Genomic DNA, 14,405 nt, shown 5'->3' on the forward strand with positions numbered 1-14,405 from the left:
AAAATGCTGCCCGCCGATTCTACACCGGCTTTTTACGGGCCAGCGCGTCCCACGGTCTTCGGCACGTAGCCGAAATAGCGGCTGAACGCAGCGCTGAAATTGGACGGATGGCGATAGCCGGTTTGCCAGCCCGCCTGCGCCACCTGGCAACCATTTTCCAGCAGTAACTTTGCCCGCTGCATGCGCAACGCCAGCAGGGTGCGCTGCGGACTGTCGTTGTAGCGGTAGCGCCATCCCTGCTTGAGCTTGAACAAGCTCAGGCCCGCTTGCGCGCACAGGTAATCGAGCGTCAGGTCTTGCGCCATCTGTTCCTGCATCAGCGCATGGACACGCTCCAGCTTGATCATCTCGGCCTCGGACCAGCGCGGGATGGAAGCGGGCACGGGCGCCGGCCGCAGCGCCCGCAACTGTTCCGCCAGGACACTGAGCACGCCGATATGCACGGCCAGCGGATCCGTCGCGCGCAGCAGCGCCCGCGCCTGCAAAGCGGACGCCGCCGTGGTGGCCGCATGCGCCAGCTGGCGCGCGCCGCCGTGGGGCAGCAGTGACGCCAGGCCTTGCGGCCAGTAGCGCGCCAGCGCGTCTTCATCGACCAGCACGCGCAATTGCGCCGCCCGCTGATTCGCCTCGAAACGGCGCTCGCCGCTGACGTGCCGAAACGCCGTCACCGTCGTATGGCCGGCCCGGAAACGCAATTGTTCGCCATCGCGCGTCGTGTAGCCGGACACGCCTTCCAGGCCGATGGTGATCACCATGCCGCCCGCATCGTCATGCTTCGATTGCTCGACGAGCGCAAGGCGCGGACGGTAATCGGAATGCACGAGCAGCAAACCCTGGTCGACCTGGCGCTGGTCAGCGCGGCACTCGCCCATCCCGGGGTCCAGCTGGCGCCGCGTCCAGCCTGCCGCTTCCCTGTCCTGTTCCCTCATCGCTCCCCCTGTTTTCCCGCGCGCCGTCGCGCATACGAAATGCGCCGTGCCGCATACAAATGCAAATGATAATTATTCTCATTGTTGCATAAAATAGGTGCTCTTGCCCACCTCACCGAAAGGAAGCACCATGCCATTCACCACACAACACGCCTTGCAACCGTATTGGGATCTGGCCGTCGCGCCCGTCCAGGCCGATGGACTGGCCGCCGCCCTGGAATTGGGCATTTTCGAATTGCTGGCCACGCCGCACACGCCGACGCAACTGGCCGACGCCCTGTCGCTGCACGCACCGCACACGGCGCTGCTGCTGGAATTACTGTGGAGCATGCAGGTGCTGGAACGCGATGCGGCCGATGCTGATGCGCAGCACTACCGCTGCACGGCCGCCACCTTGCAGTATTTCTGCCGCGACTCCGAGGCCTTTTGCGGCGACGCCTGGCTGTACCGGCTGCATGCGCTGCGCCATTTCGCCACCCAGCTGAGTACGCTGGTGCGCGAGGGCGGCAAGGCCGCGCCCTACAGCACGGCAAGTGGCATCAACTGGGCCATTGCCGCGCAGCAGCAAATTGGCCAGGAACAACGCGCCGTCACCATGCGCGCAGCCCTGTCCGTGATGCAGCGCATCGCCCCGTTTGCAGACGGCCACACGCCGCTGCGCCTGCTCGACCTGGGCGGCGGACCGGGCTGGGTTGCCATTGCGCTGGCGCAAGCCCATGCGGGCTTGCACGGCGGCGTCTTCGACTGGCCGGAAACGGTGGCCGTGGCAGCCGCGAACATCGCCCATGCGCAACTGTCTGACCGCCTGGAGACTGTGGGCGGCGACCTGGCCAGCGACGATATCGGCAGCGGCTACGACCTCATCTGGTGCTCGTCCGTGCTGCATTTCGTGCCCGACATGGCGGCAGCCTTGCGCAAGATCCATGCGGCGTTGACACCCGGTGGCGTCTTCGTTTGCGTGCAGGCGGAAATCGCCCCGGCAGCCGGCGACGCGGCGCGCGTGCTGCCGTATTACTTGCCGATGCGCATGCTGGGCCGCACGGTAACCCAGCAGGGAGAATTGGCGCAGCTGCTGCGCGACACGGGCTGGCGGCAAGTGGAGCAATACAGCGCCAGCGACTTCCCCATGGCGCCCGTGCAGGTGCTGATTGCGCGCAAGGATGGAGCGTGAATCCGTCCCCGCGCAGCGCGCTGCCGCAAGCGCCATTTGATGCATCGCATGGCAAGCGCTGCGCCCATGTGGTTGAATACTGGCTGCGCAGCGATAGCGCTGAACGCTGAACCATGACAAACCCCGCATCACGCATCTGAGATAGCACCAAAATGTCCATCGCCCTATGAGCCTGACACTATCTGATCGTTCTGGAACGATCCTCGGAGAAATTGTCGTCCTGTCCGAGAATGCGCTTGTTCTCGGGACTTTTCTTCCCACGGCTGCCTTTGCCGCATACGCGACCTTGTTCAAGAATCTGGAACAAGCCGCCAACGATCAGCTTTTCGTCGAGGCAGACCGGTTGGAACAGGAAATTCAGTCATGCGATTTTTGCGTACTCGATACGCACAGCGGCATGCAGCGCAACATAGCTGATTTGCAGATCATGCAAGATGGAATCTGTTTCCATTGGCGAGCAAGCTGAGAGCGGCCACGGTAAACCTGCGCCGGCGGCCCGCGCCGGGACCGATGCATGCCGATGTCCCACGGCGCCCGTTCCCGCTCGCCAGTATCAAGCGGGGCTGTCCCGCAACGCGTCGATGATCAGGCCAGCCAGCCGCTCGACGGGCGGCCTGGGCACGCTGGAGGCGCGCAGCAGTTCCAGCGACAACGGGGGCAGGGCGGGCAAGCCCGCCGCCACGTGATCGAGCGCGCAGACGGAAGAGGGCAAGCCCAGGCTGGTGCGCACCGTCACGCCCAGCCCGGCGGCGGCCGCCGCCCACAGTCCCGCCAGGCTGGGACTGGTAAACGCCGTGCGCCAGGCGATGCCGGCATGGTCCAGCGCCTGCGTGGCGCAGCGCTGGAACAGGCAGTCGCGGTCGAAGGTAATGAGCGGCAAGGGCTCGCCCGATTCAGGCTGCCAGGCCAGGCTGGATGAGGCGATCCAGCGCATGGCCGGCTCGGCAATATGCTGGCGCTGCGGCAGCGGATACTCGGCCACGTCGGCGATGCAGGCGCCGCCCCACAGCAGGGCCAGGTCCAGCTGGCCCATGGCCAGCCCTTGCATCAAGGCCGTGTTGCGCGCCACGTGCGCCTCGATGTGCACTTTCGGATGCGCGCGGGCAAAGCGTCCCAGCACGTCGGGCAGCAAGGCTTCGCCGAAATCCTCCTGCAAACCGAGCCGTATCCAGCCTTCCAGTTCCGCGCCGCGCAAGGCGACGGCCGCCTCGTCGTTCAGTTCCAGCAAGCGGCGTGCATAGCCGAGCAAGACTTCGCCGGCCGGCGTCAGCGCCAGGCCCCGTCCATCCTTGCGGAACAGGGGCATGCCCGCCTGCTCCTCGAGTTTTTTCAGCTGCGCGCTGACGGCCGAGGTGGAGCGGCCCACCTTGTCGGCCGCGCGGGCAAAGCTGCCCAGTTCGATGCCAGCCACATAGCTGCGCAAGAAGGCGATGTCAAAATTCAGCAAGCTCATGGCGCAAATGCAATCGTCCTGTTTTATGGGATGGTGACTAGTAAATTATCTGATATTCAGAACGATCGTACTGCGCAACACTGTCAGGGTCAACCACTTTCCCCTCCCTGCCATGACCACCAGCTGCCCAGCCGTTCCTGTTCCTGTCCCCGCCACCGCGCCCGCGCTGGGCGAGGCCCACCGCTGGAAAGTGCTGGCCGTCGGCGTGGCGGCCAATGCCAGCTTTTCCGCCGCCGCCAACGGCATGCCCACGACGGCCATCTGGCTGCGCAGCGGCTATCACCTGAGCAATACGCAACTGGGGGTGGCGCTGGGCGCCATGGGCCTGGGCGTGGCCCTGACAGAATTGCCATGGGGCATGGCCACCGACCGCTGGGGCGACCGCCCCGTGCTGCTGACGGGCTTGCTGGGCACCATGCTGGCCCTATTGACCTTGCTGCTGTGGATCACGCCCGCTGACGGCGCCGTGCCGCCGTTATGGGCGCTGGCGGCCGGGCTGGCGCTGGTCGGCGTGCTGGGCGGCAGCGTGAATGGTGCCAGCGGGCGCGCCGTGATGCGCTGGTTCGGCGCGGGCGAACGGGGTTTCGCCATGAGCATCCGCCAGACGGCCGTGCCGCTCGGCGGCGGCCTCGGCGCCCTCGTCCTGCCCAGCCTGGCGTCACGTTACGGCTTCATGCCCGTGTTTGGCGCCCTGGCCCTCGTATGCGGCCTGTCGGCGTTTTTTACGTGGCGATGGATGCATGAGCCTGACTTCTCTGCCGAGGTCGCCACGGGGCCGCAAAACGCGTCCACGGGCCTGTTTGGGGTCAAGCCGCCTCCGCCGCTGCAAGGTCCACTCAAAAACCGCAAAGTCTGGCGCATGGTGGCCGCCATCGGCTTGCTGTGCGTACCCCAGTTTGGCGTGCTCAGCTATGCCACCGTGTTTCTGCACGACCATGGCCACCTGGGACTGGCTGCCATCACGGCCGTGATGGTGGCCCTGCAGGCGGGCGCCATGGTGATGCGCATCTGGAGCGGACGCCACACGGACCGCCACGCGAACCGGCCTGCCTATCTGCGCGGCTCGGCCCTGGTGGCGCTGGCGTCGTTCATTGTGCTGGGATGCATCGCCTGGCTGCAGGCGCCGGGCTGGCTGCTGATGGCCGCCGTGGTGGCCGCCGGCATCGCCGTGTCCGCCTGGCATGGCGTGGCCTACACGGAGCTGGCGACGGAAGCGGGCGGCGCCAACGCAGGCACGGCCCTGGGCATGGCGAACACGGCCGTGTATGCGGGCCTGTTCCTCACGCCGATCGCCATCCCGCACTTGCTGGCGGCCAGCAGCTGGCCCGTCGTGTGGTGGCTGGCAGGGCTGGTGGCGCTGGCCACGCGGCCCCTGTTTCCGAAAGCTTAATTTAACTCGGGCAGCGGCGAAATGCGGTAGACGCAGCGCATGGCATTGGCCAGCAAATGCTGCTCGCGCACGATGCTCGCGCCCGGTCCCACCACCTCCTGGAACAGCTGCAGTTCGGAGCGGCAAAAACCCTGGCAGGTGCGCGCGGCGGCGCAGATGGGGCAGTGGTCTTCGATCAGCAGCCAGTCCTTGCCATCCGCTTCCACGCGCGCCATATAACCCTCTTCATCGCGCACGGCCGCCAACTGCTGCAAGCGCGTGGGCAAGTCCGGCGCCGAGCACGCCAGCGCATACGCGCTGCGGCTTTCCTCTTCGCGCTGGGTGATCAGTTTATCCAGGCCCGCTTCGCCGAACAGCTGGCGCACGGAACCGATCAGCTTGATCGTCAGCTGCGCATGCGTGTCGGGAAAGCGCGCATTGCCCGCCTCCGTCAAGACCCAGTTCTGGCGCGGCCGCCCGGCGCCCGCCTGCGCTTCCTGGCGCCCCTCGATGAGGCCCGCCGCCACCAGCTTTTGCACTTGCTGACGCGCCGCCTCGCCCGTCATGTCCAGGGTCTTGGCCAGGGTCGCCGTGGAGACGGGTCCCTTGGTCTTGATGAAATACAGGATGCGCTCCGTCGTTTGCGGCGCCTCTTGATTATCCAAACGTTTACTTGTGTAATTCATTTCGCTCAACTATCATGGGGCCAGTTAACCAACTAATTGCTTGCATAATAGGCCGGTAGCTCCCCGCTGTCGAGGAGTTTCCACGTCCGCATGCCGGCAAGGTACTCTTTTGACAGGATTTTCCCATGCAACTGTCTCACTCGATCTGGCTGTTTCACGCCATCCTCGCCACCGGCCTGGCCCTCTGGCTCACCCTGGCCGCCCTCAACAACCTGCACGCCTTCCACGGCGCCGTCTGGGCCATCGGCAACACCATGCGCATGGACCCGCTGCGCCAGGACCCGACCATCCAGACGCCGCTGCTGCGCCGCGCGCTCACGTCCCTGGTCTTGCACCGCCTGAGCCTGTTGACGGTGCTGGCGCTGCAACTGCTGGCCGCCATCGCCGCCTGGACGGGCGTGGCGCTATTGCTCGGCGCTTCCCTGACGCAAGCGTTGCCCTGGCTGAACCTGGCCCTGTGCGCCATGGCCGCCTTCCTGCTGCTGATGCACCTGGGCGGCCTGTGGTTCGGTTACTGGATCGCCCAGGAAAGCTTGCAGACGACGCACCTGGTGCTGCTGCTGTGGACCCTGGGTTTGTTCTTCCTCTTCAACGCGCAGCGGACCTGACCAGCCTCCGCTGCGCCTCTTCTTCTTTCTCCCTTTCAATGCAGTAAAGGACTTCATCATGAATACGAAACTCGTCGGCGCTTCCGCGCTGGCCATCGCCCTGGCCGTCGCGGGCGCCGCGCTGTACCCGCGCGCCAACTCGCATGCGGCCGATGCCGCCGCCTACCCCGCCACCAAGGTGGCGCTGGTTCCCGTCGTGCTGGGCACGCAGGAGCGCTTTTTTGCCGGCGTGGGCGAACTGGAAGCGGCGCGCCAGGTGCAGGTGGCGGCCGAAACGGGCGGGCGCGTCACGCAGATCCGTTTCGAGTCGGGCCAGAGCGTGGCGGCCGGCGCCGTGCTGGTACAGCTCAATGACGCCCAGGAACAGGCAATGCTGCTGCGCCAGCGCGCACAGCTGAAAAACGCGGAAAGCAGCCATGCCCGCACGGTGCAGATGGTCAGGGAAAAGGCCGCCACGCAGGAGCAGCTCGATGCGGCGCTGGCCGCGCGCGACGCGGCCCTGGGCGACGTGCGCCAGACGGAAGCGCTGATCGCGCAAAAGACCATCCGCGCGCCATTCACCGGGCAGCTGGGAATCCGCAAGGTGCACGCGGGCCAGTACCTGAACGCAGCCGACACGGTGGCCAGCCTGATCGACACGAAGGCCTTGCTGGTGAACTTCGCCCTCGATGAACAGAGCAGCGCGAATCTGGCGCCGGGACAGGCCGTGCAAGTGCTGGTGGACGCCTATCCGAATGAAATCTTCACGGCGAAGATCAACGCCATCGACCCGCTGGTCGCCCGCTCGCGCATGGTGCAGGTGCAGGCGGCATTGAGCAATCCCCGCGGTGCGCTGAAAGCGGGCATGTATGCGAACGTGCGCGTGGCCCGCGAGGCTGGCCAGCAGCTGACGGTGCCGGAAACGGCCGTGACCTACAGCGCGTATGGCGATACGGTGTTTGTGGCGCAGCAGGAAGGAAAACAGCCGCTCACCGTCAAGCGCGTGGGCGTCAAACTGGGCGAGCGGGCCGGGGGCCGCGTGGCCATTCTCGACGGCTTGCGCGAAGGGCAGCGCGTGGTCGCTTCGGGCCAGCTGAAACTGGCCGACGGCATGGCCGTGCAGGCCGTCGCCAATACCCTGGACGAGGCGAAACGCGCCGCGCCCAAGGCCGGTTCTTGAGGAAGGGCCAGCACCATGAAATTTACCGATTTATTCGTGCGCCGCCCCGTGCTGGCGCTGGTGATCAGCACATTGATCCTGATGCTGGGCGTGATCGCCATCCTGCAGCTGCCGATCCGCCAATACCCGATGCTCGAATCGTCCACCATCACCGTCACGACCAACTATCCGGGCGCCTCGGCGGAATTGATGCAGGGTTTCGTGACGCAACCCATCGCGCAAGCCGTATCGTCGGTGGAAGGCATCGATTACCTGACGTCGTCGTCGGTGCAGGGCAGCAGCACCGTCACCGTGCGCATGGAATTGAACCGCGATTCCACGCAAGCGTTGACGGAAGTCATGGCCAAGGTCAACCAGGTGCGCTATAAATTGCCGGAAGGCGCTTTCGACCCCGTCATCGAGCGCGCGGCCGGCGATTCCTCGGCCGTCGCCTATGTCGGCTTTGCCAGCGAGAGCGTGTCCGCACCTGCGCTGACGGATTACCTGGCGCGCGTGGTGCAGCCGATGTTCGCCACCATCGACGGCGTGGCGAAAGTCGACGTGTATGGCGGCCAGCAGCTGGCCATGCGTTTGTGGATCGACCCGGCGAAACTGGCCGCGCGCGGCTTGACGGCGGCCGACGTGGCCGACGCCGTGCGGCGCAATAACTACCAGGCGGCGCCCGGCAAAGTGAAGGGACAATTCGTCGTCGCGAACATCAGCGTCAACACGGACCTGACCAGCGTGGAGCAATTTCGCGACATGGTCATTCGCAAGGGCGGCGATGAAAAGGATAGCGCCGCCCTCGTGCGCCTGAAGGACGTGGGCACGGTGGAACTGGGCGCGGCCGCCACGGAAACGAGCGGCATCATGGACGGCGTGCCGGCCGTGTATCTGGGCCTGTCGCCCACGCCCGGCGGCAACCCGCTGGTGATCGTCGACGGCATCAAGAAGCTGCTGCCGGAAATCCAGAAAACCCTGCCGCCGGGCGTAAAAGTCGAGCTGGCGTTCGAGACGGCGCGCTTCATCCAGTCGTCCATCGACGAGGTGGCGCACACCCTGCTCGAAGCGCTGCTCATCGTCGTCATCGTCATCTACCTGTGCATGGGTTCCCTGCGCTCCGTGCTGATTCCCGTCGTGACGATCCCGCTGTCGATGCTGGGCGCGGCGGCGCTGATGCTGGCCTTCGGCTTCAGCATCAATTTACTGACCCTGCTGGCGATGGTGCTGGCCGTGGGCCTGGTGGTCGACGACGCCATCGTGGTGGTGGAAAACGTGCACCGGCATATCGAGGAAGGCAAGACGCCCGTGGCGGCCGCCCTGGTGGGCGCGCGCGAAGTGGCCGGCCCCGTCATCGCCATGACCATCACCCTGGCGGCCGTGTATGCACCGATCGGCATGATGGGAGGATTGACTGGCGCGCTGTTCAAGGAATTCGCGCTGACGTTGGCCGGTGCCGTGGTGGTGTCGGGCGTGGTGGCGCTGACCTTGTCGCCCGTGATGAGCTCCCTGCTGCTGCAGCCGAAACAAGCGGAAGGGCGCATGGCGCGCGCCGCCGAGCATTTCTTCGAAGGCCTCACCAGCCGCTACGCGCGCCTGCTGGACCGCTCGCTGCACCACCGCTGGTGGAGCGCCGGTTTCGCCGCGCTGGTGATGGTCAGTCTGCCGTTTTTGTACCTGCTGCCGCAGCGCGAACTGGCGCCGGCGGAAGACCAGGCCAGCGTCTTGACGGCGATCAAGGCGCCGCAGCATGCCAACCTCGATTACGTGGAACGCTTTTCGTACAAGCTCGATGATATCTACAAAAATATCCCCGAAACGGACTCGCGCTGGATCATCAATGGCGGCGAAGGCCCGGCATCGAGCATCGGCGGCATCAACCTGACGCCATGGGCCGAACGCTCGCGCAACGCGGCCGTCATCCAGGCCGAATTGCAGCACGCCGTGGGCGACGTGGAAGGCACCAGCATCTTCGCCTTCCAGCTGGCGCCCTTGCCCGGATCGAGCGGCGGCTTGCCCGTGCAGATGGTGCTGCGCAGCGCGCAGGATTACGCCACCCTGTTCCGCACGATGGAAGACGTCAAGCAGCGCGCGCGCGACAGCGGCCTGTTTGCCGTCGTCGACAGCGACCTCGATTACAACAACCCCGTCGTCAAGGTGCAAGTGGACCGCTCCAAGGCGAACAGCCTGGGCATCCGCATGCAGGACATCGGCGAATCGCTGGCCGTGCTGGTGGGCGAAAATTACCTGAACCGCTTCGGCATGGATGGCCGCGCCTACGACGTCATCGCGCAAAGCCCGCGCGAACAACGCTTGACGGCGCAAGCCCTGACGCAGCAGTACGTGCGCGCCGACGACGGCAGCCTGCTGCCGCTGTCTGCCGTCGTCTCGGTGACGGAACAGATCGAGCCGAACATGCTGACGCAGTTCAACCAGCAAAATGCGGCCACCTTCCAGGGCGTGCCGGCGCCGGGCGTGACCCTGGGCGACGCCGTCGCCTTCCTCGACGGCGTGGCGAAAACCCTGCCGCCCGGCTTCAGCTACGACTGGCAATCCGATGCGCGCCAATTCGCCACGGAAGGCAATGCGCTGCTGCTGGCCTTCCTGGCGGCCGTCGTCGTGATTTACCTGGTGCTGGCGGCGCAGTATGAAAGCCTGACGGACCCTTTGATCATCCTGATCACGGTGCCGCTGTCGATTTGCGGCGCGCTGATCCCGCTGGCGCTGGGCTACGCCACCGTCAACATCTACACGCAGATCGGCCTCGTGACCCTGATCGGCTTGATCAGCAAGCACGGGATCTTGATGGTGGAATTTGCCAACGAATTGCAGGTGCATGAACGGCTGGACCGCCTCAGCGCCATCCGCAAGGCGGCGCAAATCCGCTTGCGCCCGATTCTGATGACGACGGCGGCCATGGTGGTGGGCCTGGTGCCGCTGCTGTTCGCGTCCGGCGCCGGCGCCAACAGCCGTTTCGGCCTGGGCGTGGTGATCGTTTCGGGCATGTTGATCGGTACCTTCTTTACCCTGTTCGTGCTGCCCACCGTGTACACCTTTCTGGCCCGCCGCCACACGGCCGACCATGCCACGCCGCGCGCGCGCGATCTGTCGCACGCGCTGAAGGAATCCCCATGAAAAATTACCGCTATCTCGTCTCCCTTTTCCCCCTGCTGGCCGGCTGCGCCGTCAGCCCCGCCTACGTCACGCCGGGCACGCCCGCCATCGCCCTGGCCAGTCCGCAGCAGGCGCAGTTTGCGCCAGGTCAAACGGCTGCCAGCGAAGCCGCCTGGTGGACGTTTTTCGACGATGCGCGCCTGTCGCGGCTGATCGCCAGCGCGTTGACGCACAACCTCGATATCGCGCAGGCGCAAGCGAATCTGCTGGCCGCGCGCGCCACCTTCGACGAGCGCCGCCTCGACGAACTGCCTGCCGTCACGGGCCAGGCGGGGTGGCAGCGCAGCGTGCAGCAAGATGCGCCAGACAGCCGCGCCGTCAGCACCAGCACGCGCGTTGGGTTCGATGCGCAGTGGGAAATCGACCTGTTCGGCCGCCTCGCGCATATCAGCCGCTCGGCGCAGGCGCGCGCCGACGCGGCGCAGGCCGATTTGCGGCAAGTGCAGCTGACGATCGCCGCCGAAGTGGCGCGCAATTATTACGAGGCGCTGGGCTACCAGCAAAACCTGGCGCTGACGCAGGCGCAAGTGCAAAGCTGGCGCGACACCATCGCCCTGATCGACGCGCGCATCCGCGCCGGCAGCGGCTTGCCGGAAGAGCGCCACAACGCGCTGGCCAACCTGGCGCGCAGCGAGGCGGCCTTGCCGCCGTTGCAGGCCGGCTTGCGCCAGGCGCAGTACCGGCTCGATGTGCTGAGCGGCCAGGCGCCGGGCGCCATCGCGCTGGCGACAGCACCGCGGCAACAGGCGCCGCTGGCCGGCCAGTTGCCGCTGGGCGACGTGAACCGCCTGATCAGGCAGCGTCCCGACGTGGTGCGCGCCGAGCGCCTGCTGGCCGCTTCCAGCGAAGACGTGGGGGCGGCAACGGCCGACCTGTATCCGCGCCTGAGCCTGGGCGGCTTTTTGGGCTTCTTTGCGCTGCGCGGCAGCGGCGTGTTCGACGGCGGCGCGCGCGCCTTCGAACTGGCGCCCTCCGTCAGCCATCCTGCCTTCCGCCTGGGCAGCGTCAAGGCGCGCTTGCGCGGTACGCAGGCCGAAGCGCAAGGCGCGCTGGCGCGCTATGCGCAAACGATGCTGTTGGCGCAGGAAGAGGTGGAAAACGCCGTTACGCAGCTGGCGGAAAACCAGACGCGATTGGCCTCGCTGCTGGAATCGGCGCGCCACGGCAACGCGGCCCTCGGCATCGCCAGCACGCGCTATGCGGGCGGTGCCGGCAGCTACCAGGCCGTGCTGGAAAACCAGCGCGCCTTGTACGATATCCGGCGCGAAGCGCTGCTGGCGGAAACGGCGTCCTACATCGATGCGATCGCCCTGTACAAGGCGCTGGGATGGGGGCACACTATGTGATCTTTTTAGCTCGGAAAGGCACGCGATGTTCACGCAAGGCAGCTGGCTCAATCCACCGGAAAACTGGTCCGCCGACGACGCGCAATTGCGCGTGACGACGGACGCAAATACGGATTTCTGGCGCAAGACTCACTATGGTTTTATCCGCGACAGCGGCCATTTTTTCGGCACGCAAATCGACGGCGATTTCACGGCGCAGCTGCACGTGGCGGCGCAGTACGCCGCGCTGTACGACCAGGCCGGCATGATGGTGCGCATCGACGAGCAAAACTGGATCAAGTGCGGCGTCGAATTTTCCGACGGCCAGCTCTTATTGAGCACGGTATTGACGCAGGACAAATCCGACTGGGCCGTCAGCAGCGCTCCCGCCATGCCGGACGGTTTCTGGCTGCGCGTGACGGTGGCGCAAGGCGCGATCCGCGTCCAGTATTCGACCGATGGCCAGCGCTGGCCGCTGCTGCGCCTGGCGCCATTTCCCGAGGCCGGCAGCTACCGCGTCGGACCCATGTGCTGCACGCCGGAACGCGCTGGCCTGGAGGTGGTGTTTTCCCGGTTTTCCATCGGCCCGGCGCAGCAAAAAGACTTGCACGATTTGAGTTAGATCAAGCGGTCCACGTCTCGTGCAAATGGCGCCACAGCAGCGTTCCAGCCGGTGTCTTCTCATACACGACGGTCGACAGCCGCTCCGTATTGTCTCCCCCCGGCAGCGATTGATGCTCGCGGTAGGACACGGTGGCGCCGGCCGCGTTGTCCTGGATCAATGCCAGGTCGGAAATACGCATGATGAGGCCCGGACGGCTGCCGCCGGCGCCCTGGAACAACGCCGTCAAGCCGGCATGATCGAGCCGCTTGCCGCCCGGTGACACCATCGTGAAATCCAGCGAGAAACGCGCGAGCAATGCGGCGCAATGCTGCGGCGCCGTGACCTCGCCGGAGAGCCACTCGCGGATCAGCACATGCGTGGATAACACGTCGTCAAAACAGGGGTTCGTTGTCTTCATTTTTTTGCTGCTCCATGGTGATGTAAAAGGTCGAGAACGGCGCGGTTATCGATGCGCGCGCACAGCGCCAAAGGCAGCACGCACGCGCTGGCGGCCAGCGCAAAACACCAGTGAAAAACCTGCGCCGCGCGCAGGTGCTGGGCGGGGTCATCGAGCGACGTAATTCCCTGCGCCGCCAGCAAGCCGTTGAGCAGTACGCTGAGCAGCGCCACGCCCAGGCAAAAGCCCAGCTGGCGGTTGATATTCCACACGGCGCTGGCCTGGCTCAGCTGCCCGTCGGGCGTGCGCAAGAACGCCGTGCTTTGCGCCGTGCTGCTGCACAAGCCGCCGCCAAAGCCCATCACGGCATACGCGCCGGCCAGCCAGAACAACTGGCCCGCCGCATCCACGCGCAGCAGCATCAGCATGCCCGCCGCCTGCAGCAGTGCACCAGCGATGAACAAGGGTTGCGGCCCCACGCGGCGATAGCTTTTTCCCGTGAGCGAAATGGCCGCAAACGAGGCCAGCGCCCACGGCAGCATCAGCGCGCCCGCCGTCGACGCCGACATGCCCAGCACGCCCTGCAAATACAGCATGGCCAGCAGGCTCACGCCCATGAACACGCCCGGCACCAGCAGGTACATCAGCATGGCGATGCGCAGCAGCGGTTCTGCGGCCAGGCGCAGGTTCAGCAGCGGCGTCGATTTGCGCAGCGCGCCACGCACGTAGATCCCGGCGCAGACGGCGCCCAGCGCCAGCACGCCGGCGCCGGCAAGCAGCTCGCCCGGCGTGCCCAGCATGGTCAAGCCCAGCAACAGCAAAAGGATGGCCGTGCTGCCCGCCACAAGGCCGCCCGTGTCGAGGCGGGGCACTTGCGCGCGCGGCGGGTCCGGACGCAGCCAGCAGGCGGCCAGCAGCAGCGCCAGCGCGGCAAACGGCACGTTCAGATAAAAAATCGCCCGCCACGACAGGCTGTCGACGATCACGCCGCCCAAGGCGGGCGACAGGGCGGGTGCCAGCAAGCCCACCAGCATGATGACGGACGACAGGCCGGGACGCTCGGCGGGTTGGTACAGCTGGTAAGTCATGCTTTGCCCCAGCGGGATCAGCAAGCCGCCGCCCAGGCCCTGCACGCAGCGCCAGGCGATCAGCGCCTCGATCGAGGGCGCCAGGCCGGCGCCGATGCTGGCGCATAAAAATGTTAGCAACGATGCCATGAACACGGTTTTGCTGCCATAATAGGCAGCCAGCCAGGCGCTGGCGGGGATGACGATGGTCAGGCCAAGGATGTAGGCCGTGCTGATCCAGGCCAGCTGCGCCACCGAGGCGTGCAGGGCATGGCCGATGTCGGGATAGGCGACGCTGGTGATGAACATGTTGATCAGGTCGACGAAAAACCCCAGCAGATAGATGGCCGCGACCTTTTTGCGATAGTCCATGGTGCTCCGAATGGCAAACGGCCAGCTTAAGCGTCCAGCGCCATTTGCGTAACGGGCCAGCCCCGATTACACTGTCAAAGAAATTTTGACAAACTCCCGCAACCCGCATGTA

The 14,405-nt window shown here is 65.8% G+C and carries 13 protein-coding genes; 8 read left to right on the forward strand and 5 right to left on the reverse strand.

The features are described from left to right. Window positions 1-32: 32 nt before the first annotated feature. Window positions 33-929: an AraC family transcriptional regulator gene (locus O3299_RS19700; protein WP_305053639.1), complete on the reverse strand. Its 897-nt coding sequence runs from the start codon at window positions 927-929 to the stop codon at window positions 33-35. Window positions 930-1,059: 130 nt separating this feature from the next. On the opposite strand from O3299_RS19700, the gene O3299_RS19705 reads away from it, so the two are divergent. Together O3299_RS19705 and O3299_RS19710 are read left to right on the forward strand one after the other, a co-directional pair. Continuing rightward, window positions 1,060-2,100 (forward strand): class I SAM-dependent methyltransferase, encoded by a 1,041-nt coding sequence (locus O3299_RS19705; protein ID WP_305053640.1) that lies wholly within the window; start codon window positions 1,060-1,062, stop codon window positions 2,098-2,100. Window positions 2,101-2,266: 166 nt separating this feature from the next. Next, entirely contained in the window at window positions 2,267-2,566 is a 300-nt protein-coding gene (locus O3299_RS19710; RefSeq protein WP_305063022.1) for a hypothetical protein, read from the forward strand. Window positions 2,567-2,653: 87 nt separating this feature from the next. Here O3299_RS19710 and O3299_RS19715 read toward each other — a convergent pair whose 3' ends face one another. Beyond that, window positions 2,654-3,553: a LysR substrate-binding domain-containing protein gene (locus O3299_RS19715; RefSeq protein WP_305063023.1), complete on the reverse strand. Its 900-nt coding sequence runs from the start codon at window positions 3,551-3,553 to the stop codon at window positions 2,654-2,656. 112 nt (window positions 3,554-3,665) lie between these two features. On the opposite strand from O3299_RS19715, the gene O3299_RS19720 reads away from it, so the two are divergent. After that, entirely contained in the window at window positions 3,666-4,943 is a 1,278-nt protein-coding gene (locus O3299_RS19720) for an MFS transporter (protein WP_305063024.1), read from the forward strand. On the opposite strand, the gene O3299_RS19725 is transcribed toward O3299_RS19720, so the two are convergent. Next, the gene (locus O3299_RS19725; protein WP_305063025.1) at window positions 4,940-5,608 is read right to left on the reverse strand and encodes a metalloregulator ArsR/SmtB family transcription factor; all 669 of its coding nucleotides are present in this window, start codon (window positions 5,606-5,608) and stop codon (window positions 4,940-4,942) included. The genes O3299_RS19720 and O3299_RS19725 overlap by 4 nt on opposite strands. Before the next feature lie 125 nt (window positions 5,609-5,733). On the opposite strand from O3299_RS19725, the gene O3299_RS19730 reads away from it, so the two are divergent. From O3299_RS19730 to O3299_RS19750, 5 genes are read left to right on the forward strand one after another with little or no spacing between them, the layout of a single operon-like run. Continuing rightward, a complete protein-coding gene (locus tag O3299_RS19730) occupies window positions 5,734-6,216 on the forward strand; it encodes a DUF2165 family protein (protein ID WP_289912600.1) in 483 nt (160 codons plus the stop codon). A 58-nt stretch (window positions 6,217-6,274) separates the two neighbouring features. Continuing rightward, window positions 6,275-7,375 carry an efflux RND transporter periplasmic adaptor subunit gene (locus O3299_RS19735; RefSeq protein ID WP_305063026.1) on the forward strand — a complete coding sequence of 367 codons (1,101 nt, stop codon included), beginning with the start codon at window positions 6,275-6,277 and terminating at the stop codon, window positions 7,373-7,375. A 15-nt stretch (window positions 7,376-7,390) separates the two neighbouring features. Continuing rightward, window positions 7,391-10,489 (forward strand): MexW/MexI family multidrug efflux RND transporter permease subunit, encoded by a 3,099-nt coding sequence (locus tag O3299_RS19740; RefSeq protein ID WP_305063027.1) that lies wholly within the window; start codon window positions 7,391-7,393, stop codon window positions 10,487-10,489. Next, complete coding sequence (locus O3299_RS19745; protein WP_305063028.1) at window positions 10,486-11,874, forward strand: efflux transporter outer membrane subunit; 1,389 nt, start codon at window positions 10,486-10,488, stop codon at window positions 11,872-11,874. The genes O3299_RS19740 and O3299_RS19745 overlap by 4 nt, the downstream gene beginning before the upstream one ends. Before the next feature lie 25 nt (window positions 11,875-11,899). Beyond that, entirely contained in the window at window positions 11,900-12,475 is a 576-nt protein-coding gene (locus O3299_RS19750) for a DUF1349 domain-containing protein (protein ID WP_305063029.1), read from the forward strand. 1 nt (window position 12,476) lies between these two features. Here the strand turns inward: O3299_RS19750 and O3299_RS19755 are convergent, their stop codons facing one another. Beyond that, on the reverse strand, window positions 12,477-12,875 hold the full coding sequence (locus O3299_RS19755; RefSeq protein WP_305063030.1) for a DUF4440 domain-containing protein: 399 nt from the start codon (window positions 12,873-12,875) through the stop codon (window positions 12,477-12,479). Further along, window positions 12,872-14,293, reverse strand: a complete 1,422-nt coding sequence (locus tag O3299_RS19760; protein WP_305063031.1) for an MFS transporter — start codon at window positions 14,291-14,293, stop codon at window positions 12,872-12,874. Before O3299_RS19760 ends, O3299_RS19755 begins: the two co-directional genes overlap by 4 nt. Window positions 14,294-14,405: the final 112 nt, after the last annotated feature.

Source organism: Janthinobacterium sp. SUN176, assembly GCF_030587335.1.
Classification (GTDB): domain Bacteria; phylum Pseudomonadota; class Gammaproteobacteria; order Burkholderiales; family Burkholderiaceae_D; genus Janthinobacterium; species Janthinobacterium kumbetense.

Bases quoted from the DNA above. Each gene is read 5' to 3' on its own strand.
- O3299_RS19725 (WP_305063025.1), bottom strand. From the start codon at position 5,608: ATGAATTACACAAGTAAACGTTTGGATAATCAAGAGGCGCCGCAAACG.
- O3299_RS19710 (WP_305063022.1), top strand. From the start codon at position 2,267: ATGAGCCTGACACTATCTGATCGTTCTGGAACGATCCTCGGAGAAATT.
- O3299_RS19750 (WP_305063029.1), top strand. From the start codon at position 11,900: ATGTTCACGCAAGGCAGCTGGCTCAATCCACCGGAAAACTGGTCCGCC.
- O3299_RS19735 (WP_305063026.1), top strand. From the start codon at position 6,275: ATGAATACGAAACTCGTCGGCGCTTCCGCGCTGGCCATCGCCCTGGCC.
- O3299_RS19715 (WP_305063023.1), bottom strand. From the start codon at position 3,553: ATGAGCTTGCTGAATTTTGACATCGCCTTCTTGCGCAGCTATGTGGCT.
- O3299_RS19705 (WP_305053640.1), top strand. From the start codon at position 1,060: ATGCCATTCACCACACAACACGCCTTGCAACCGTATTGGGATCTGGCC.
- O3299_RS19755 (WP_305063030.1), bottom strand. From the start codon at position 12,875: ATGAAGACAACGAACCCCTGTTTTGACGACGTGTTATCCACGCATGTG.
- O3299_RS19745 (WP_305063028.1), top strand. From the start codon at position 10,486: ATGAAAAATTACCGCTATCTCGTCTCCCTTTTCCCCCTGCTGGCCGGC.
- O3299_RS19730 (WP_289912600.1), top strand. From the start codon at position 5,734: ATGCAACTGTCTCACTCGATCTGGCTGTTTCACGCCATCCTCGCCACC.
- O3299_RS19740 (WP_305063027.1), top strand. From the start codon at position 7,391: ATGAAATTTACCGATTTATTCGTGCGCCGCCCCGTGCTGGCGCTGGTG.
- O3299_RS19760 (WP_305063031.1), bottom strand. From the start codon at position 14,293: ATGGACTATCGCAAAAAGGTCGCGGCCATCTATCTGCTGGGGTTTTTC.
- O3299_RS19700 (WP_305053639.1), bottom strand. From the start codon at position 929: ATGAGGGAACAGGACAGGGAAGCGGCAGGCTGGACGCGGCGCCAGCTG.
- O3299_RS19720 (WP_305063024.1), top strand. From the start codon at position 3,666: ATGACCACCAGCTGCCCAGCCGTTCCTGTTCCTGTCCCCGCCACCGCG.